The 21,233-nt window shown below is 28.1% G+C and carries 19 protein-coding genes; 5 read left to right on the top strand and 14 right to left on the bottom strand.

All coding sequences use genetic code 11. From position 1 onward, the window contains the following. Position 1: 1 nt before the first annotated feature. Entirely contained in the window at positions 2 to 637 is a 636-nt protein-coding gene (locus NJU99_RS06335; protein ID WP_254577881.1) for a hypothetical protein, read from the top strand. Here NJU99_RS06335 and NJU99_RS06330 read toward each other — a convergent pair whose 3' ends face one another. The 3 genes from NJU99_RS06330 to NJU99_RS06320 are packed head-to-tail and all read right to left on the bottom strand — an operon-like array spanning position 638 to position 2,721. Further along, positions 638 to 1,033, bottom strand: coding sequence for a DUF2391 family protein (locus NJU99_RS06330; RefSeq protein WP_254577880.1), 396 nt, complete (start codon positions 1,031 to 1,033; stop codon positions 638 to 640). 1 nt (position 1,034) lies between these two features. Next, positions 1,035 to 1,859: a GGDEF domain-containing protein gene (locus NJU99_RS06325; RefSeq protein ID WP_254577879.1), complete on the bottom strand. Its 825-nt coding sequence runs from the start codon at positions 1,857 to 1,859 to the stop codon at positions 1,035 to 1,037. Next, on the bottom strand, positions 1,852 to 2,721 hold the full coding sequence (locus NJU99_RS06320; RefSeq protein WP_254577878.1) for a type 2 periplasmic-binding domain-containing protein: 870 nt from the start codon (positions 2,719 to 2,721) through the stop codon (positions 1,852 to 1,854). The genes NJU99_RS06325 and NJU99_RS06320 overlap by 8 nt, the downstream gene beginning before the upstream one ends. 53 nt (positions 2,722 to 2,774) lie before the next feature. Here NJU99_RS06320 and NJU99_RS06315 point away from each other — a divergent pair, with 53 nt between their 5' ends. From NJU99_RS06315 to NJU99_RS06305, 3 genes are all read left to right on the top strand, one after another. After that, a complete protein-coding gene (locus NJU99_RS06315) occupies positions 2,775 to 4,652 on the top strand; it encodes a sensor histidine kinase (RefSeq protein ID WP_254577877.1) in 1,878 nt (625 codons plus the stop codon). 165 nt (positions 4,653 to 4,817) lie between these two features. After that, the gene (locus tag NJU99_RS06310; RefSeq protein ID WP_254577876.1) at positions 4,818 to 5,117 is read left to right on the top strand and encodes a DUF3817 domain-containing protein; all 300 of its coding nucleotides are present in this window, start codon (positions 4,818 to 4,820) and stop codon (positions 5,115 to 5,117) included. Beyond that, positions 5,118 to 5,588: a DUF420 domain-containing protein gene (locus NJU99_RS06305; protein WP_254577875.1), complete on the top strand. Its 471-nt coding sequence runs from the start codon at positions 5,118 to 5,120 to the stop codon at positions 5,586 to 5,588. It abuts the gene before it with no gap. Positions 5,589 to 5,642: 54 nt separating this feature from the next. Here the strand turns inward: NJU99_RS06305 and NJU99_RS06300 are convergent, their stop codons facing one another. Continuing rightward, positions 5,643 to 6,989: a sodium-dependent transporter gene (locus NJU99_RS06300; protein WP_254577874.1), complete on the bottom strand. Its 1,347-nt coding sequence runs from the start codon at positions 6,987 to 6,989 to the stop codon at positions 5,643 to 5,645. Positions 6,990 to 7,235: 246 nt separating this feature from the next. On the opposite strand from NJU99_RS06300, the gene NJU99_RS06295 reads away from it, so the two are divergent. Further along, positions 7,236 to 9,518: a HAMP domain-containing methyl-accepting chemotaxis protein gene (locus NJU99_RS06295; RefSeq protein ID WP_254577873.1), complete on the top strand. Its 2,283-nt coding sequence runs from the start codon at positions 7,236 to 7,238 to the stop codon at positions 9,516 to 9,518. 50 nt (positions 9,519 to 9,568) lie between these two features. Here the strand turns inward: NJU99_RS06295 and NJU99_RS06290 are convergent, their stop codons facing one another. From NJU99_RS06290 to NJU99_RS06245, 10 genes are all read right to left on the bottom strand, one after another. Further along, a complete protein-coding gene (locus NJU99_RS06290; protein ID WP_254577872.1) occupies positions 9,569 to 9,985 on the bottom strand; it encodes a hypothetical protein in 417 nt (138 codons plus the stop codon). Positions 9,986 to 10,396: 411 nt separating this feature from the next. Continuing rightward, positions 10,397 to 12,622 carry a carbamoyltransferase HypF gene (gene hypF, locus NJU99_RS06285; protein ID WP_254577871.1) on the bottom strand — a complete coding sequence of 742 codons (2,226 nt, stop codon included), beginning with the start codon at positions 12,620 to 12,622 and terminating at the stop codon, positions 10,397 to 10,399. 123 nt (positions 12,623 to 12,745) lie between these two features. After that, a complete protein-coding gene (locus tag NJU99_RS06280) occupies positions 12,746 to 13,495 on the bottom strand; it encodes a hypothetical protein (RefSeq protein WP_254577870.1) in 750 nt (249 codons plus the stop codon). Positions 13,496 to 13,550: 55 nt separating this feature from the next. Further along, positions 13,551 to 14,309 (bottom strand): hypothetical protein, encoded by a 759-nt coding sequence (locus tag NJU99_RS06275; protein ID WP_254577869.1) that lies wholly within the window; start codon positions 14,307 to 14,309, stop codon positions 13,551 to 13,553. A gap of 55 nt (positions 14,310 to 14,364) precedes the next feature. After that, the gene (locus NJU99_RS06270) at positions 14,365 to 14,913 is read right to left on the bottom strand and encodes a hypothetical protein (RefSeq protein ID WP_254577868.1); all 549 of its coding nucleotides are present in this window, start codon (positions 14,911 to 14,913) and stop codon (positions 14,365 to 14,367) included. Positions 14,914 to 15,100: 187 nt separating this feature from the next. Beyond that, complete coding sequence (locus NJU99_RS06265; protein WP_254577867.1) at positions 15,101 to 16,639, bottom strand: Kae1-like domain-containing protein; 1,539 nt, start codon at positions 16,637 to 16,639, stop codon at positions 15,101 to 15,103. Continuing rightward, on the bottom strand, positions 16,623 to 17,210 hold the full coding sequence (locus NJU99_RS06260) for a HyaD/HybD family hydrogenase maturation endopeptidase (RefSeq protein WP_254577866.1): 588 nt from the start codon (positions 17,208 to 17,210) through the stop codon (positions 16,623 to 16,625). The genes NJU99_RS06265 and NJU99_RS06260 overlap by 17 nt, the downstream gene beginning before the upstream one ends. Before the next feature lie 88 nt (positions 17,211 to 17,298). Beyond that, the gene (locus NJU99_RS06255; protein ID WP_254578082.1) at positions 17,299 to 17,985 is read right to left on the bottom strand and encodes a cytochrome b/b6 domain-containing protein; all 687 of its coding nucleotides are present in this window, start codon (positions 17,983 to 17,985) and stop codon (positions 17,299 to 17,301) included. A gap of 19 nt (positions 17,986 to 18,004) precedes the next feature. Continuing rightward, on the bottom strand, positions 18,005 to 19,747 hold the full coding sequence (locus NJU99_RS06250) for a nickel-dependent hydrogenase large subunit (protein WP_254577865.1): 1,743 nt from the start codon (positions 19,745 to 19,747) through the stop codon (positions 18,005 to 18,007). Then, complete coding sequence (locus NJU99_RS06245) at positions 19,747 to 20,985, bottom strand: hydrogenase small subunit (RefSeq protein ID WP_283256441.1); 1,239 nt, start codon at positions 20,983 to 20,985, stop codon at positions 19,747 to 19,749. Before NJU99_RS06245 ends, NJU99_RS06250 begins: the two co-directional genes overlap by 1 nt. Positions 20,986 to 21,233: the final 248 nt, after the last annotated feature.

The raw sequence follows: 21,233 nt of genomic DNA, 5'->3' as shown, positions 1-21,233 counted from the left end.
TATGAATTGTAAAAACTGCAACAATAACACTTTTTATCATATTGAAAAAAACTACATAAAATGCAAAAAATGCAATAAAAAGTACTCCTTAAAAAAACTTGCAACAGATAGCAAAATCATCAAAAGCTTTTGCGATAATATCAATGCCAATGAATGCAGCAGAAAATTAAATGTAAACTATCGTACTGTAAAAAATAGGTATGACCAACTAAGACTAAAACTTGCTAAATTTTTAGAAGAAGAGTATAACAAGAGTATTAAAGACAATAGCGATTATGAAGAGTATTATTACTTCAATACAAAACAAAAACAAAGTAAGAACAAGTCCTTATATGAAGCTATAAATATAATAGGCTTTTATTTTGATGAAAAAGTATATACACTTTTAATGCCCAAACTACCTAAAAGAAATAGTGAAAACAATGAGCATTTTAAAGAGTATTTAAACTGGTATAAAATCCATTCTAAAGACTCATATAAGACAAGATTAAAAGAGTTTTGGCTTTTTTTGGAAGACAATCTTAGAAAATATAAAGGTTTTGAGTCAGACTATTTTTTTTATTATTTAAAAGAGTGTGAATTTAAATTTAACTACAGCAAAGAAGAGCAAATTAAAATTTTGAATAAAATATTTTAATTACTCTTTATCAAAACTATCTACAATAATTGCACCCATTGAAGCAGGCATTGTAATAACAATCAATCTTTTTATAGCAATAATTGGCTCTGTTAATAAAGGTAATTTATCAATAGATATTAAAACTAAGGCTACGACAAAAGCTGATATTATATATGCAATTATAATTCTTATTATAAAAACAAAAATTCTATGTACAACCTGCCCTTGGAAAACACTCTCATAGGCAAAAAGGGCTAAAAAACTCACTGACAATAAAAATACTAATGTAAGATTAGTAAAAGGAAGACTCTCACTAATTCTCCAAGCCTCCTCTGAAAATGAAATTGGAACAGCAAAAGCAAAAGAGCCTATTGAAATTTGACCTATATCTTTCATATCAATATTTAAATTCATTTTAAACCCTTACTTGGTTTTTACCATTGTTTTTTGCTTCATAAAGAAGTTCATCTGCACTTTTAATGATTTCTTGTTCATCTTTTTTTATCTCTTCATTACTACTTATACCTATACTTACTGTTATTTTCATATCATTTGTATACTCTTTTTGAATATTTTCCCTTATTTTTTGGGCAATCATAAAAGCATCATCTTTTTTGGTATCAGGAAAAATTACACTCAACTCTTCACCTCCATACCTAAAAGCTACATCCATACTTCTAATACTTTGTTTAATAATCTTTGAAATTTTTGCAAGAACCTCATCACCTTTTTGATGTCCATAAGTATCATTTACATCTTTAAAATCATCAATATCAATCATCATAAAAGAGAAATTATTGTTCTTTCTTTTTGCTTTTTCAAAAATCTTTTTTATAAAAATATCCAAAACCTCTCTTTTATATAAAGAAGTCAATTCATCAATAGTAGCAATTTTAGATATAGTTTCAAACTCATCTTCTAACATAACTTTCATATCTTCTGATGTATTTTTAATATTTTCTATATAATCTACACTTGCCACATTTATACCAACAGGTCTTTTTAAAGTTTTTTCTAAACTTTTCATATGAGTAACTAACTTATCCCATGTAAATTTAGCTTCATGCTCATCAAGCTTCTTATGTATTAAAACAGATATGATTTTAGAGTAAGGATTATTTATTTTCTTTGTAAACTTTTCTATACTAGCAGTATTATAAGCTAATTCATTAATTTTTTTTGTATCTAAATTTTCTAATTTTTCATTTTTTATAATTGTTTCAATTTGTTCACTACTCATTTAAGTAACCTTTTTTATTTTGTAAACCAAAAATATCATCAGTGATTTTATTCTTATTTATATAAGGATTGTCTAATTTAAAGCTTTTTACATTTATTTTTTCTTCAATAGGAAAAATATGTCTAGTTATTTCATGATTCATCATAAATTTGTCTAACTCTTTTGTTTCAAGCATTATAGTTAAGCCCTCTTTAATTCTTTTATATAAATTTATATTCTTTTTTGATACAAAAAAATACATAGGAAATTCATATACTAAAGCTAAATTCTTATAAACCATTAACTGGGGTAAAATATCTTTTCTACTTTCAACCTCAGGATTAGCTTCAAATATAGCTCTTGGGAAAAAGTCACATCTTTTACTTTTTATTTGATAAAACATCGCTTCATAGTTTGTATTCTTTACTACTTTTATTTTAGCATTTTCTAAAATCTTTGTATCAGGCCAGTGTGTACCTTGGCAAGCTTTATATTTTTTCAAATCTTCCAAAGTATTAACTTCATTAAATTTTTCTATGTTATCTTTATGAATTATTAGTTTTCTAAAACCAAGTAGTCCTTTAAATAAAGGAATTTTTATTGCTTTTAGTTCTTTTTCTCTTTTTTTTGATGTACCAGCCCAATGAATATCTATAAATTTTCCTTCTTTTAAATAAACTAAAGCCCTACCCTGTTCCATTTTTTTTGAAAATAGAATATTTGCTTTTCCATATTTTGACTCTGTAAGCTTTAAAACTTTTTTTAATAACTTAAAATAATAATCATGAATAGTATCAAATTCTGATTTTGGAGGAATTACTTTTATGTTATTAGCATTTAAAAAAACAAATGAAAAAATTATAATTAAAAAAACTTTACTCATAGTATTCCTTAAATTAAGTTGTCTTTATTGTATAATAACTTAAAGGTTTAAACATGTCTATTTTAATGAAGATTTTTTTATCAATTTCAATAACAACAATAGTATCAATGTCTATCTTTGTTAATTATATCATCAATATAAAAAAACAAGAAGCTCAAGCTAAACTTACTGAAAAAATCGAATACCATAAAAAAATCAATCAAGATACTATTGCTCAACTACTATTTGATTTAAATAAAAATATCTTAACTACTAACTTAAAAGCCTTATCAATTGATGAAGATATTTTAAAAATAGAACTAATTGACTTTAGCGAAGTAGTAAATATAACTATTGATAAAAAAATAAACTCCACATCAAAGATAATTAAAAACTCTATTCCTTTAAAAATATCCCAAGAGCATTTAGGAACTTTAAATATTTATTATTCAGACACATCAATCTTAGAGACTGTTCAAAAATATAAAGAAGCAATAATTGAAGCTACAATTATTGTTTTGTTTCTTTTATTAGGAATAATTTACTATTTTGTAAATAAAACAATCAAATCTATAAACTATTTATCCCATGCAACAAAAGAAATAAGTTCAGGTAATTTAGACTTTGAGATAAACATAAACTCAAAAGATGAAGTAGCTCAACTTGCTCAAAACTTCGATAGTATGAGAAACTCTTTAAAAAATAGAATTGATACAATTAATCAACAATTAGATTTCCAACATCTATTAATGGAAAGTATCAATGTCCCTATTTTTATAAAAGACGACAAATTAAACTATGTAAACTGTAATAAATCTTTTGCAAAATTCTATGGTAAGACTAAAGAAGAAATCATAGGCTCAAATATAAGTATATTTAAAGACAATACTCTAATTGAAGAGCAAAAACAAGTAGATAATGAAGTTTTAAAAAGTGAAAAAGCCAAGAGTAAATTTTGTAAAGTTAAAAATTTTAAAGGAAATATCAAAGATGTTATTATTTATAAAAACTATTTTAAAGATGATAAAACTAATACAAGGCTAATTATTGGTACATACTTAGATATTACAGAAATAAACAAAGCAAAAGAAAAAATAGAAAAATTCAATGAAGAGTTACAACAAAAAGTTTATGAAAGAACAGAAGAGTTAGAAGAATCAAATGAAGAACTACAAGCTACAATAAATAACTTAAAACAAACACAAGATAAACTTATTGAAGCAGAAAAACTTGCAAGCTTAGGCTCTCTTGTAGCAGGAGTTGCCCATGAAATAAATACACCTGTAGGTATTGGACTTACAGGAGTTACTCATCTTTTAGAAGAAACAAAAAAGATAAGTGCACTATATAAAGAAGATAAAATAACCCAAGAAGACTTTGAGAAATACTTAAGCTTAAGTGATGATATTTCAAAGCTTGTAAATACAAACCTTGAAAGAACAGCTCAATTAGTAAAAAGTTTCAAACAAATCTCAGTTGATCAAACAAGTGAAGATGAGAGAAAGTTTTTCTTAGATAAATACATCTATGACATACTATTTAGCTTAAAAAATATCATAAAGAAAAATCATGTAGATGTTGATATTAGTTCTGATGATAATATTGAGTTATACTCATATCCAGGTTACTTTTCTCAGATTATTACAAATCTGATTATAAATTCTATAAAGCATGGCTTTAAACATAAAACTGATGGAAAAATTGATATTGCTTTAAAAAAAGAAGAAGATACAGTTTTTATAATCTATAAAGATAATGGAAAAGGAATCAAAGAAGAAAATATTGCTAAGATCTTTGAGCCTTTCTTTACAACTAATAGGGATAAAGGAAGCACAGGTCTTGGCTTAAATATAATCTATAATATCATCACAAGTAAATTAAAAGGGTCAATTGTTTGTAATAGTGAAGAGAACAAAGGTGTAGAATTTACAATAAAAATAAACCTTAGTTAAAAAAATATGTATTTGCAACATCTGCTAATATATATAAAACCAATAATGAAAAAATCACTTTATTTGCATTCATAAAAACTCCTTAGTGTATATTTTAGCAATTCTATATTAACTTTTCGTAAACAAAACTTTCATATAATCATGTTTTTATTATAAAGGATCAAAATGTTAAAAAACGCATATTCTAGATTTAGAATTATTTCTATTTTAGAAGGTTTATCGTACTTAATCTTAGTATTTATAGCAATGCCTATCAAATATATAGGTGAGAACCCTTATCCTGTAAAGATTGTAGGTATGAGTCATGGAGTATTATTTATACTATTTTGTATTTTTTTATTTGATGCATTAAGAAAATGTAATTGGGATAAAGGAATTGCATTTCAGTACTTTGTATATTCTTTAATTCCATTTGGATTTATCATAATAGACAAATCACTTAAAAAACAGCCTCAAGACAGCTAGATGTTCTCTTCATCTGGCTTTTTAGGAACAAAAGCTTTACTATTTATGGATGTAGTTACAATCTTTTTTGTACTACTTCCTTTCTTACTAGCTTATAGTATCAAGCTTGCCATCAACAAAAAATATAAACTTCACTTTATCTCTCAAACTATTATTCTAGCTCTTAGTTTAGTAATGGTTTTAGTATTTGAAATAGGTGTTAGATTAACAGGTGGATTTATTGAGTATGCAAAGCATAGTAATTTATCATATGACTTTTTACTTATATTTTTAATTGTTCATATTGTAATCGCTATTTTTGCTGTAGCTGGTTGGTTATATCTTTTTATTAGCTCTTATAAACTATATAAGAAAAGTGGCTTTAAAGAGTTTTCAAATAGTAAACATAAAAAAATAGGAAAAGCAATTTTCGCTTCAATGACACTTACTTCTATTATGGGTGTAAGTATTTATATATTTTTATTTATATAAAAAAAGGGATAGATAAAATATCTATCCCTTCTTATTTTGACTTATCAATAAATATTAAAATTTAAATATTCCAGTTTCATTTAAAATTACTACTACTAAAGCAATAGGAATTACATATCTAACCATAAAGAACCATACTTTCGTTAAGAAGCTTCCCATTAAAGGAACAAGCTCACCCTCAACTGTTTCTTTATCCATAAAGTGTCCAATAAATACAACTACTAAAATACCACCAATTGGAACTAAGATAGTTGAACAAACAAAGTCTAACCAGTCAAATAATCCTTTTTCTCCAATCATTAACATAGGCGAGTAATCTGAGATATTTGATAACAATGCCGCAATACCTAATACATAGAAAAATATACTACAAATTAATGCAGCTTTAATTCTTGACATATCAAATCTATTCATAAAGTAAGATACCATTGGTTCTAACATAGAAATAGCTGATGTGATACCAGCAAATGCAATAGCAATAAAGAATAATAAAGCTAAAGTTGAACCAATTGAACCAAACTCATAAAATACAGATGGTAATGAAATAAATACTAATCCAGCACCTTTTGTAGACTCTGCACCTTTGTCAAATAATAAAGTAAAGATAATAAGACCTGCAACAATCGCAACCATAGTATCAATGATTGAGATTAAAATCGATGACTTAACAACATTTGCCTCTTTTGGTAAAGAAGCTGCATATGTAATAATAATACCCATACCTAAAGAAAGAGTATAGAATGCTTGTCCAATAGCTACAATAATAGCTTCAGATGTAAGCTTTGAGAAGTCAGGATCAAACATAAAATGAACAGCTTTTGAGAAACTATCTATATTTATAGAATATACAAATAAAATAGCTAAGATAAGTGCTAATAATGGCATTAAAATCTTATTAATCTTCTCAATACCATCTTTAATACCTCTTAAAATAATAGCTGTTACTAAAACAAATACTATTGTATGATACATAAGTTGAGTCTGTACATCTGTAGTCAGCAATGCCATAAAAATATCTTTAGATTGCTCTACTGTTGAAGGTAAACCTTGAAATGACATTGCAATATAATGAAAAATCCACCCGATTACTACAGAGTAATAAGATAAAATTATTAATGGCACAATTACTATAAAACCAGCCCATTTCCAAAGTTTTTTGTTTCTAACTGCTAAATTCTCAAACATTGAAACAGCATCACTTCGACCTAGTTTACCAATTAGTAACTCTGAAATTAATACAAATACCCCAACAAATAAAGCTGTTGCTAAATAAACTAATACAAAGGCTCCTCCTCCATATTCACCTGTAACATATGGGAATTTCCATACATTTCCTAATCCAACTGCTGAACCAACAGCAGCTAAAATAAATCCAAACCTAGTAAATCTTGATGAATTCATAATTCTCCTTAATTTAAAAACAAAGATTTTATCTAAATTTAAGTTAAACTTTTATGTAACTATCTTGTAATTTATTACAAATTAATTTCATAATTCTTTTATTTTATAAATTTATAACTATTTTTTTACATACTAATAATAATCAAAAATATATTTAAAATTATAACTACAAATATAACTTCAATAGTGAGAACTATTATCATATCTTAAGTATAATAAGTAAAATTTATGGAGGAGATAAGAAAAATGAATAATTTAACAATTAAGTTAAAACTGATTATTTCATTTACGATTGTGTGTATACTTATAGTTACACTAGGACTATATAGTATATTTGGAATTGATAAAGCAGCTAAAGGCTTTTCAAGTTATAGGGAGATGGCTAAAGATACAGTTCTAGCTAGTAATGTTCAATCAAATATGTTGATGGTAAGAATGAATGTAAAAGATTATATTCATAACATGAACAAAAAAGATATTGAAGACTTTGAGGCTTATTATGATAAAACAAAAGAGCATATCAACAAAGCTTTAAAAGAGATTGAAAATACAAATAGAAAACCTTTAGTAGAAAAGTTATCTAAAAATCTAGAAGAGTATAGAAAAAACTTTTTTATGCTTACAGACTATATGGAACAAAGAAATAAAATAGTTTATGGAAATTTAGATGTAAATGGTAAAGAAATAGAAAACTTACTTACTAAAGTTATGAATAGTGCTCAAAGAGATAGTGATTTAATAGCTTCACTTGAAGCTGCAAAAACCGTAAGAACACTACTTTTAGCAAGATTATATTCTGCAAAATTTTTGATTTCAAATAAACATGTAGATAATCAAAGAGCCCACAAAGAGTTTAATTTACTAAAAAAACAAATAGCATCTGTACAAAACCAAGTTCAAAATAACAATAGATTGGAACAACTAAAAGAAGCAACAGCATTAATTGAAATTTATAAAAGTGGATTAAATGATGTTATTGAAGTTATTGATAAGAGAAACAAAGTTATTGAAAGATTAGACACTATTGGTCCAAATATTGCCAATATTGCACAAAAACTTAAAACCTCTATAAAAAAAGAACAAGACACTATTGGTCCTGATGTGGCTGAAACTAACTACAACTTAGAACTTGCTATTAAAATTATTTCACTTATTGTTATATCTATTATATTAATACTTGGGGTTTATATACCAAGAGACATTAATAATCAAATTATCCAATTCCAAGAAGGTTTACTAAATTTCTTCAAATATTTAAATAGAGAGATTCCAAATGTTGAAGAACTAAAAAACACTACTAAAACTGAGATTGGTATCATGTCAAAGGTAGTTAATGAAAATATCAAAATAGCTAAAAAGAATATCGAAGAAGATAGAGCAATTATAAATGAAACAGTAGAAGTATTAAGTGAGTTTGAAAAAGGTGACTTATATCAAAGAATTACAACAAATGTAAACAATCCAGCCTTAAATAAACTAAAAGATGTTCTAAATAATATGGGTGATACATTAGAGCAAAATATAGATAATATTTTAGATGTATTAGAGCAGTTCTCAAATTACAACTACTTAAATAAAGTTGACACAACTGGAATAAAAGAGCATCTAGAAAGATTAGCGAATGGAGTAAATAGTCTAGGTATTTCAATTACAAGTATGCTAATTGAAAATAAATCAAACGGTCTTACCTTAAATAACAGTTCAAAAATACTACTTGAAAATGTTGATACTTTAAATATAAGCTCAAATGAAGCAGCAGCATCACTAGAACAAACAGCAGCAGCTCTTGAAGAAATCACAAGTAATATTTCCCTTACGACTCAAAAAATCACAAAAATGAATGACCTTACTTCAAATGTAACTAGCTCTGCTAATAAAGGTGAAGATTTAGCAATACAAACTACAACAGCAATGGAGGATATAAATACACAAGTTAGCTCAATAAATGAAGCAATTACAGTTATTGACCAAATTGCCTTCCAAACAAATATTCTGTCACTTAATGCCGCAGTAGAAGCAGCAACAGCAGGTGAAGCAGGAAAAGGTTTTGCAGTTGTAGCACAAGAAGTGCGAAACCTTGCTTCAAGAAGTGCAGAGGCTGCTAAAGAAATAAAAGATTTAGTTGAAAAAGCTACTTTAAAAGCTAATGAAGGCAAAAATATTGCCCATAACATGCAAGAAGGTTATGTAGACCTAAAATCTAATATAAACGAAACTATAGAACTTATAAGTGATGTATCAAATGCTGCTAATGAACAACAAACGGGAATAGTTCAAATAAATGATGCAATTAACTCTTTGGATGAACAAACACAAAAAAATGCTGGTATTGCTAATCAAACTCAAGAAATAGCAACAACTACTTCAACAATAGCAAATACTATCGTAGAAAATGCAAATGCAAAAGAGTTTCTTGGAAAAGATGAAGTAAAAGAGAAAAAGCTTTCTTTAAAAAATATAAAACATAAAGAAGATACTAAAATAAAAAAAGAAGAAGATTCCCAAGAAGAAATTTGGGAAAATTTCTAAAATAAAAACTAGACTTTTAAGTCTAGTTTCTAAAAACTTAGTTTAAACCTCTAAAACACAAAAGAAATATCAGTAATCGCTAAATTATAAATCTGTACTTTCACACCACTACTATCTAAAATAGAATATGTAATAGTTAATTCATTTGGGTTTTCTATCTCAGGATTAAGCTTCACAAACTGCTTATATTTATCATAGTCTATAACACTATATACAAACATTGCTTTTTCTTTAAACTTTTCATTGTTGATATATTTATCATAAACTTCTTTGTATAAACTCTCATCATATTTGTCATAAAAATTCTTTTTATACATAGCTTCACAATACTCTTGCTTTTCATATTTATCAGTTCCATATGTATGATAATCTTCTGCAATTATAGCTTCTAAGTCAGGGTGGATTTCAAAGAAGTTGTATTTTATATATCCATTTTCATTTGAAATTTCATGTGCTGTTTTAATCATAAGTTACCTTAAAATTTTTTCATGATTTTAACATAGTAAGATTTATATATCATAATATATTTTCACTTATATGTTTTTAATACTATTAAAACATATACATATCATATAATTTATAATAAATAAAATACACCATATTTAAAAGAAAAAACAAGAAGCTTTTTTCAAAAAATTATTTTTTCAATATTTACCTATATATAGACTCCATAGAATATTTTCATACATTTTATTTAACATAAATAGACTAATAAATAGTGTACACTTTGTAATACTATAAATATTTTATTAAACGAGTGATTTTGAATAAAATATAGATTTATTCTCCTACTTTGTTTTTTATACTGATTATAAAGAATATTAATGAAAGATGTTTACTAAATAGCCCTACTCTATTTAGTAAACTTGGTTTAAATTTTAAGTTATATGATAGATTTGACCTACTGAAATTCCACCATCATTTAAAGGAATTTGTTTTGAGTAGTAGTATTTTTTATTTTGATTTTCAAGCTTTTTTGTTACTAATTCTAAAAGAGTTTTATTTTGAAAAACTCCACCACTTAAAACCACTTCTAAATCATCATATCTATTTGAAATATCAAGGATTATCTGAGTTAAAGTATTTATAAACTTAGTACATATAACTTGTGTTTGTTTATCTTCTAGCATTTCTTTTATCATTGAACTAATATCTATTTCTTCCTCATTTAACGCATATGAATAAATATCTTTTATTTTTTCATCATAGTTTTGCTCTATCAAAAGACCTGTTTCTCCCTCATAACTTTGGATATGAGCAAGATTTGCAATACTAGCAACTGCATCAAAAAGCCTTCCTATTGAGCTTGTAAGTGGGGCATTTAAATCTTTCTGCCACATAGTATGTAAAAGCTTTATCTCATTTCCACTAAAGGCGTTTACGACACTATTGTTTTGTGATAGAACCTCTTCTAAAGTATAGTTATCAAAAAGAAGAGATAGAGCTATTCTTTTAGGCTCTTTTACAGCCTTTTCACCTCCTAGGAGTTTAAAATACTGTAAATGATAAGCTCTTTTATACTCTTTTTTATTACAAACAAAAGCTTCACCACCCCATATATTTCCATCATCACCATAACCTGTACCATCAAAAGCTATTCCTAAGACATCTTTTTCAAGCTTGTATTCTGCCATAGTTGATAAAATATGAGCATAATGATGTTGAACTTGTACAAGTTTAATATCTTGTGATTTTGCCCATTTTACACTCTCATAATTTGGATGCTTATCACAAACAATAACATCAGGTACAAAGTCATAAAATCTTTTAAATGTATCAATAGTTCTTATGAAATACTCCACTGCATCAATAGAGTTTAAATCTCCAATATGAGGAGATAAAATAAGATTATTTTCAGAAGCTATTGCTATTGCTGATTTTTGATTTGCTCCAAGAGCTAATATCTTTTTATTTGCCTTTTTTTGTAAGTTTATAGCTGTAGGGGCATAAGCTCTTGCATTTCTAAGCTTCAAAATATCATTGTTCACAACTTGTATAACAGAATCATCACAAGCATTTACAATATCTCTATTAAAATCAAGTACAAAATCCACCACATGACCTAACTTTTCTAAAATCTCATCTTTAAATCTAATAATAGGTTCATCTTTTAAGTTTGCACTTGTTGCAACTAAAGGTTTGTTTGTAAATCTAAAAAGTAGATGATGTAAAGGTGTATAAGCTATAAAGCACCCTAGTCTATCAATATTTGGTGCAACTTCTTCACACAAGTCTGCTTGTTCTACTTTTTTGACTAAAACTATAGGTTTTTCTTTTGAGTTTAATAATTCTTCTTCTTTTGAGCTCAAAATTGTATAATCTTTAATAGTCTTGATATTATCAAACATAACTGCAAAAGGTTTACTTGGTCTATTTTTTCTAAGTCTTAATTCTTTTACAACTTTGCTATTTGTTGCATCACAAATTAGATGAAAACCGCCTAAGCCTTTGATTGCAACAATCTTTCCTTCATCTATATAGTTTGCACACTGTTCTATAGCTTCTATATTTGAAGATACTTCTTTATTTTTATTATACAAAGTCACATTTGGTCCACAAGTCTCACATGCAACTGGTTGGGCATGGTATCTTCTATTTGTTGGATTTTCATACTCTTCTTTACATTTTTGACATAATTCAAATTCACTCATTGAAGTATTTTCTCTATCATAGGGAACTGTTTTGATTATAGAGTATCTTGGACCACAGTTTGTACAGTTTGTTAAAGCATAATTGTATCTAAAGTTGTTTTTATCGTTTATGTCATCTATGCAGTCTTGGCATATCGCCATATCTGGTGAGACTATTGTAGTTTTGTTGTTTTGCTTAGTACTTTGTATAATCTCAAAGCTTTTATACTCTTTTATTTTTGTTATTTCTTTTATTTCTAAAGAGTCTATTCTTGCTAAAACTGGGGGATTGTTTTTTAGTTCATTTATGAAGTTTTCGCAGTTTTTTTCAAAAGAGTAAACTACTATATTTACTCCTTTTTCATCGTTGTTAACCCAACCTTTTATCTCATGTTTTAAAGCTAGATTATATACATATGGTCGAAACCCTACTCCTTGAACTATACCTTTAATCTCAATTTGTAAAGTTTTCATCAATCATCCAATATATAAGTTTTTTATAATTGTATAAAAAAATTCTTATTGTAAAATTATTTAGAAGAAGGTTTTAAAGTATTAATTAATCATTCTTCTTATTTATACAACAATCTTTGAAGATCAAGCATAAATTGATTCTTTTTTTATGTCAGTATAATGTTTTAAAATTATATTATATCCATCAAGTTTTTCTTGATGTTGGTCTATAACCGCAGGATGTGTTTTAGGATTTACTAGTGCTTTTTCATGTAAAGTAATTACATCTGTCAAGAATTTATCAAAGTTTATATTCATCTTATCAATATCTTCTTTCCAAAGATTTTTTGCATTTTCATATGCTATTACATTAAATGTTTCAACTAAAGGGTCTCCAAAATGTACTTGTGTTACATTTGTTTTTACTTCTCTAAAAATAGTCCTTCTGTATGAGTCGTCATCTATTTCTCTTGCTGTTCTATATAAAGCTTCGTTAAAAGTTTTATCATTTGTTCTTTTTGTGGCAGAGAGCATGTGAACTGCTTGATTTGGCATGTTTACAATAGGAGTATTGTTAAGTTGTTCTTTAGAAAAATTTCCTTGAGGAAAAGCTACTTTCTCAAATCTTACTGCTTGCTCATAACTCAAACTATCCATCTCAGCCATTGTTATCTTATCATCTTTTAGTATTTCTCTAAAAACTTTTCTATCTTCTTCTGATAAAGAATCAAAATAATTAAATTGATCCATATATTTTACATACCTACCAACTTCCTCTTCTTCTTGTGAACCTGTCAACATTGAAGCAAAAGAGCTTTCTTCTGTTTTTTCTACTTTTGTTGTGTTATTTGTTTGATTATAATAGTTTGTATATGTATTATTTGTTACTTGCATAATAAACTCCTTTTTTTAGTTTTATTTTGTAAACATAATATATTTTAAAATACTTTTAGACATTTCTACTACCTTGTCCTAAAGTAATATATTGTTTTTCTTGTTCTTTTGATTCATAATTTTTAAAAAAGTTAATTAATCCTGATACATTTTTAAGTGCCTCTGTTGCATCTCCACCCCATTTATTTACATTTTCAACTATTGAGTTATAATTATCCTGAAAGTAATTAGTTATACTTGAAACAGAAGAAAGTTCAATCGATGCATCCTTATGTTTTGGTGCTAAATGTAAAGGAAGTAAGTCATTATTTTCAACCATTCCAGGAGTAAAACTTCTAATCATAGAAAACAAAGTCATTGAAAAACTTCTTTGTGACATTTCTCCCAAATAACTTTTAAACTCTTCCTTTAAATTTTCATCTTTTTCAAAAGCAGAATTCTTAAACCAGCCATTAATTGCTAAAGCATCATATCTTTCTTTTCCGATACTATTCCCTTTATCTAGTTTTTTTGCTGGTAAATTAAATGATTCTTGACTAATTTCTGCTTGATTATAAGATAGATTATCTATTTCAGCCATTGTTACTTTGTCATCTTTTAGTATTTCTCTAAAGACTTTTCTATCTTCTTGTGAAAGGGAATCAAATGCATTATACTTATCCATGTACTTTAGAAATCTTCCTTGCTCATCTACATCTTCTTTTTGTGAACCTGTCAACATTGAAGCAAAAGAGCTTTTTTCTGTTTTTTCTACTTTTGTTGTGCTATTTGTTTGATTATAATAGTTTGTATATGTATTATTTGTTACTTGCATTATAAACTCCTTTTTTTAGTTTTATTTTGTAAACATAATATATTTTAAAATACTTTTAGACATTTATACTACCTTGTCCTAAAGTAATGTATTGTTTTTCTTGTTCTTTTGATTCATAATTTTTAAAAAAATCTAAAAGATTAGTTATTGTATTTATCGCATTTGTTGTATCTCCACCCCATTTAGCAGTATTTGTTAATACTTCATTATATTCATCTGTAAAGTATTTTTTTATACTTGATAATGAAGAAAATTCAATGTTTGGGTCTTTTTTTGAAGGAGCTTCGTTAAGAGGCAAATTATTTATATTATTACCAAATCCTGGTGCAAAATCACAAGCCATTGAAGTGAGGAAAGAGAAATATTCATCTTCGCTCATATTATCTACATAATTTCTAAATTCTGCATTCAATTTCTCATCTTTCATAATTATTGAATTATCCAACCAGCCATTTGCAGTTAAAAAATTATATCTTTCAGAATCTTTTTTTTCTCCAAGCTCTTCTTTTTGAATCATAGAACTTTCTTTTGTATTTTGTGTTTTATTAGATGATTGAACTTTTTGAATCAAATGATTTAAATTATTACTAGTACTTACTGTCATTTAACTATTACCTTTAATTACTAAAACATATTAATATTATATATTAATACTATAATACTTTATTTATTATTAAAATAAGAGGATTACTGTGTTAAATAACTATGTTAGCAAAGTAAAAATAGTTTAAAATTTATATTTTTTACTTATTATTTGAGGTATAGCCTAAAAGATATTTAGGCTATTGTTTTTAGTAATCTAAAGGATACTCTTTAGGAAGAATGAAGTTATAGTTTTTACTTAGTTTTTTATGTGTTTTTGAAAGTAAGATTGAGTTTGAGAACATATCTCCGCTCATTACTACGTCTTTTGCTTTTATCTCTTTTGCAACCTCATCTGTATAGTTACAGATAAACTCACTAAGGCTTTCATAAAAAGAGTAAGCTAAAGTAGCATTATCTACATCTGCCATCTTATATGACATGATAGATTGAACCGTTCTTCTATAATCTAGATAGTTAACCCCATCTAAATTTACAAGCTTCATATCTATTTGAATACCACTTTTTATGTTTATACTTAAAGCTGTATCTTCAAACTCTTTTGCTCCACCTTTCATACCTAAGGCTTTTGCACACATATTTATAATAGATTCAAAACCATGAGCATTTTTATCTACACTCATATCCTCAAAATATGTTGGAAATTTGTTTTTATAGTTTGAAACAAGTCTTTCACAAAACTCATCTATTTCTGTTATTTCTTCTAAACAGTTTTCAAAAGAGTTTATTATATTTGGTATTGCTATTACTTCTTTTAAACCCTTTGTTGGAAGGTTCATTAAAACCGAGCTTTTATTTGAGTTAGAAGAGAAGTAAACTCCTGCACTTGGAACAAGTCTTTTATTATTTTGAGCTAGTATTGCTTTATAAACTCCTCCATTTTCATCAAAATACTCTTTTGAAGAGTTAAACTTCTTATTTGCTAGATAATCAAACTTAGGGAAAAGACCTTTATCTCCATGTATGATTAGGTTCTCATCATTGAAATATGTAACTTTTAGTCCATCTTGATAAACATCATCATTTACATAAAGTATATGAGAAATATCTTTTTGTTTTAAAGCCTGAGCAAATAAAACCGTTTCTTTATCATCAGGTATTTTTGCATAAATAAAGTTTGTAGATGAGTACTCATTTTCTTTGTTTTGTAAAAGTTTAAACTTTAGTTTTACAAGAGGTCTTTCTATAGAGCATAAAAGTTGTAAATCTTTTGCACTTACATCAAATAAGTCTGTGATTTTATTTAAATCAGTAATTAGAAGTTTTACTTCATGACCTTTACTTTCAAACTCTTCTCTTAACTCTTTATTTGGTAAAAATAGATCTTTTAAACCATTGTGTGTTTCAAATCTTGAAACTCCACCTTTTGAGATTTTTACTATATCATTTAAAAAGTCAATATCGTTGTTTTCTATAATATCTTTGATTGAGTCGTTTGTTAAAAGTGTAAGGTTTTGTTTTATTTCTTTACACTCTAACTCTTCTATTGTTTCATCAAACTCTTCTATTACATATGACTTTCCTAAAAAAATCGAAACAGGAAGCTTTTTTTCAAGTAATGCAAAAAAGCTCTCAATATTCTCTGCACTCTCTTCAATCTTTAAGATTATAAAGCCTTTGTATTGTTTACAAGTGGCATTTACGTTTGCTTCATCTATTAGTTTATTTATTATGTATTTGAAATATGAGTTAGTTGTATTAAATTCTATTTTATATATTAGTTGCATGTCTTATATCTTCTTCATTTGGAATTCTACTTAAGTGTTCACCATTATAACTACCAATCATACTTTTTACAATATCTGGTATGGCTATATTATTTACTTTTTTAGTTTTTACGCCAAGTGATTCTATCTCTTTTATAGCGTTTAAAATAAACTCTTCAAATCTATTTTCAATAGTTTCAGTCAAACCAATACCAACAGAGATTATATCTTCAGGAATAATTCCTAAAATAGTAACTTTAGCATGAGAGTCTAAAACAGATACAATCTCAAGCATTTCAACTATTTCTACTTCATGGGCAGTTTTTCTGTAGTTTCCCATGCCTAAAAGTACATCAGAAGGAAGTCTATATATCTCACCTGCATTCTCTTCAATAGATACAGTATCAAGAATAATTACATTTTCATACTCTTGAAAATATGTCATTAGTTTAAAACCTAATGTACCACCATCTATAATCTCTAAATCCCCATCAAACTCATAGTTTTGTTTTAAATACTCAGAGGCATAAATACCAACACCCTCATCTTTGAAAAGCATATTTCCTACACCAACAACTATATTTTTCTTCATTTTATAACTCCGTTGTTATCTATTTTTTTGTGTATCCCTTTTATAAACACTATTTTTATACTGCTTATAAAAAAGATAAAAACAGGAATTAATCCTGTTTTTTATCCTCTTCTTCTTTTACAAATTTAGAACCACCAACAACTATAGCGATGTCTCCTTCTTGCCAGAAGATTGTTCTCCATACTTGATAGTAAACATGGAACATAACCCACATGATGATTAGATACATACTAAAGTGATGAGTATATCTAACACCCATATTTCCACCAAATACATATAGCGTCCAATCAGTAACTAAGTGAAGCATTGCAGGCCACCAAGCACCGATTGAAGATGTACCAGAAGCAAGTGCGTGTACATATAACTGTAAACCTGTAAATAACATAAGTACTAATAGTAAGTGAAATACTGTAAAAAATACAGTATTAAAACTATCACTATGAGTTGAGTCAAACTTTTTTCTTCTATTTAAAGTAATTAGATTTAAAAGAACTTCCCAAAACTCTACAAGATTTTGCTTATTTGGAATCAACTTCTTATAAGGCTTTTCAAACCTTGAGAAGAAGTATAAATACCCAACTAAAATTGCAGTTACATCAAATATAATTGCAACAATAAAATGCCACCATCTATTCCAAGCCATAACATACTTATCCACAGCTGGATCAGCAATAAAAGTTTGATAATAAGGGTGACCTATATAAAGACCGGTTACAACTGCAATAATCATGCTTATCACTGTTACCCAGTGAATGATTCGCATGGTTACAGTCATTCTTCTAACCTTTTTTATTTTAGGCACGGCTTGTCCCTCCTATTGGATCTACTTTATAAACACCTAACTCTTTTCCATTTGTATCAATAATATGTACAGCACAAGCAATACAAGGATCAAAACTATGAACAGTTCTTAAGATTTCTAAAGGCTGGTCAGGATTTGCTACTTTTGTACCAACAAGTGATGCTTCATAAGCACCAAGTCTTCCTTTATAATCTCTAGGGGCTGCATTCCAAGTTGAAGGAACTACTGCTTGATAGTTTGCAACTTTTCCATCTTTGATTTTAACCCAGTGACCTAATCCTCCTCTTGGAGCCTCAGCCATACCATAACCTTGTACATCACCTGATACTGAATCAAAGTCAAATTCAGTCCATGTAGATAAATCTCCATGAGCAACATTTGATGCTAATTCATCACACCATTCCATCATAACATCACACATAAGTTCAGTTTCAATAGCTCTTGCAGCTGTTCTTCCAACTGTTGAGAATAAAACTTTTGTTGGTAAGTTACCATTTTTTAGGAAAGTAGTTACATATTTAGAGATTCTCTCATCACCTTTTGCAACACCTACAATCATTCTTGCAAGTGGTCCTACTTCCATTCTTTCATCATCATATAGTGGTGATTTAATCCAAGAGTATTTATTTTCAGTATCTAAGTAAGCGATATTGTCTTCTTTTTTACCAAAACCTGTAAAGTTTGGTTTAGTCTCACCATCGTATGGGTGAAGGTTTGTACTTCCCTCATACCAAGCATGAGTAACATCTTCTGTAATCTTTTCTTGATTTACTTCATATACTTTTGATAAATCTTTATTTTTTACAATACCTGATGGGAATAACTTAGAAGCTTCATAGAATGGTAAATCATCCATATTAAAGTCACCATAAGACATGAAGTTTCCTAAACCTCCACCAATTCCTTCAAGTGCTTCATCAGCATACATAGTTCCAGCCATGTAAACATCTGGTAAATATGCTTGTTTTGTGAACTTTCTTCCAGCTTTTAGTATTTGTTTAAACTCAGCAATTCTTGCAGGGTTTTTAATATCTTGAACACAAGTAACACCACCAACAACAAATGATTGTGGGTGTGGGTTTTTACCACCAAAGATAGCCATCATTTTTCCAAGTTCTCTTTGGATTTCTAAAGCATCAAGATAGTGAGATAAACCGATTAAGTTTTGCTCAGGAGTAAGTTTAAAGCCTTTTGATCCCCAGTAAGCATTTCCAAAAATACCTAATCTTCCTTGTTTGATATACTTTTCAACTCTTTCTTGAACAGCTTTATAGTTATCTTCACTTGCATTCCATGGTCTATCACCTGCAACTTTTGCCCACTTTTGAGCTTCTGCTACAGTTTTTTTAGGATCAGCTTTAAGTGCTTCTGTAATATCAACCCAGTCAAGAGCGTGTAAATGATAAAAATGAACGATATGGTCATGTACATAAAGTGCACCTTGAATTAAGTTTCTAACTAATCTTGCATTTTTTGGAATAGTAACATTGAAGGCATGCTCAACTGCTTCTATTGATCTTTGATAGTGAGTACCTGTACAAACACCACAAATTCTCATTGCTAGTAAACCACAATCTCTTGGGTCTCTTCCCTTTAAAATCTCTTCAATTCCTCTAAACATAGTAGAAGAAGAGTATGCATCTGTTACAACATTGTTTTCATCTATAATTGCCTCAATTCTAAGATGTCCTTCAATTCTTGTAATTGGGTCAATTACTAAGTGTTTTTTTGCCATTATTTGTCTTCTCCTTCTTCACCTGATTTTTTACCTGCAACTGCGCTTGCAACTGCATGAACACCAATACCTACTGTTGTAGCTGTTAATAATCCTAATCCAAACTCATCAACTGTTTTCTCAACTCCACCTGTTGGAGCTTTTATATTTGCACTTGCCATTGGTCTTTGGTAAGCATATTTATCCCAGAAGTCTGGCTCAGAACACCCAATACATCCATGACCTGCACCAATAGGCCAGTTTGTTCCCTCGTTATATCTAATAATCGAACAGTTATTAAATGTCATAGGACCTTTACAACCAACTTTATATAAACACCAGTTGTTTTGAGCTCCAACATCACCCCACTCTTCTACAAATTCACCTGCATCAAAGTGCGCTCTTCTTTCACAGTTATCGTGGATTCTATATCCAAATGCGAACTTAGGTCTTAATAGTGAGTCTAACTCTGGAACCTGACCTGTTAAAATATAGTGTAAAACTACACCAACCATATTTGCAGGGTTTGCAGGACATGCAGGAATATTAATAATTGGCTTACCTTTTACAATATCCATAACACCAACAGCACCAGTTGGATTTGGAGAGGCAGCAGGAACTCCACCAAATGTAGCACAAGTACCAACAGCTACAACAGCTGCTGCATGTTTAGAAATTCTTTGTAAATGGTCATGGAAAGTCTCACCTGATGGTCCAATAGTTCCATAGTTTCCATTCATTCCCATAGGAATAGAACCCTCTACAAATAATAAATAGTTATCTTTAAAATGCTCCATTGCTTCATCTAATTGATGTTCAGCATCATGTCCAGCTCCTGCCATTAAAGCATGGTGGAACTCTAAACTTAATACATCAAATAACAAGTCATCAACAGTTGGTGCACTACTTCTTAAAAGTGCTTCTGTATTACCAGCACAGTCTTGTAACTCAAGCCAAATTACTGGAACTCTATTCATAAGTTCAGTTGCCTCAGCAACTAAAGGAGCAAACATAGGAGGTAACATAAGTGTAGCAGTTGTAGCACTTACCCACTTCATGAAATCTCTTCTATTTACACCTTCACTCTCAATTACATCCATCATATCAATATCTTTAAGTGGCTCTTGCTCTCTTAAAGTTGATAATCTATTTTTAGCGTTCTCAAATAAAGAATTATAATATTCGTCACCTCTATTTGTGTCCACTCTACCTGATTTTTGGGTAAAAACTTTTTTTACCATCTCTGTAGAATCTATCATATGTATCTCCCTAAAAAATGAATATTCATTTACTATTGTAAAATTATCAATATGAAACTTATTGTTTACTTAATAACATTTAAGGTTTTCTAGCAATAAAATAGCTTAAATTATGAATTTTATGAATAACTATTCACTAAGTAACCATCTGATGGCTATTCAATGAATGACTATTCATATATAAAGTTTAAAACTAGCTTTTATAATTGAATTATTATTTATAAAATATTTTTTCTTATGTTTAAAAA

Origin of the sequence: Arcobacter roscoffensis, from assembly GCF_024267655.1 — a bacterium.
In the GTDB taxonomy this organism is placed as follows: Bacteria; Campylobacterota; Campylobacteria; order Campylobacterales; family Arcobacteraceae; genus Arcobacter_B; species Arcobacter_B roscoffensis.
This window is presented reverse-complemented; position numbering and strand designations above follow the sequence as displayed.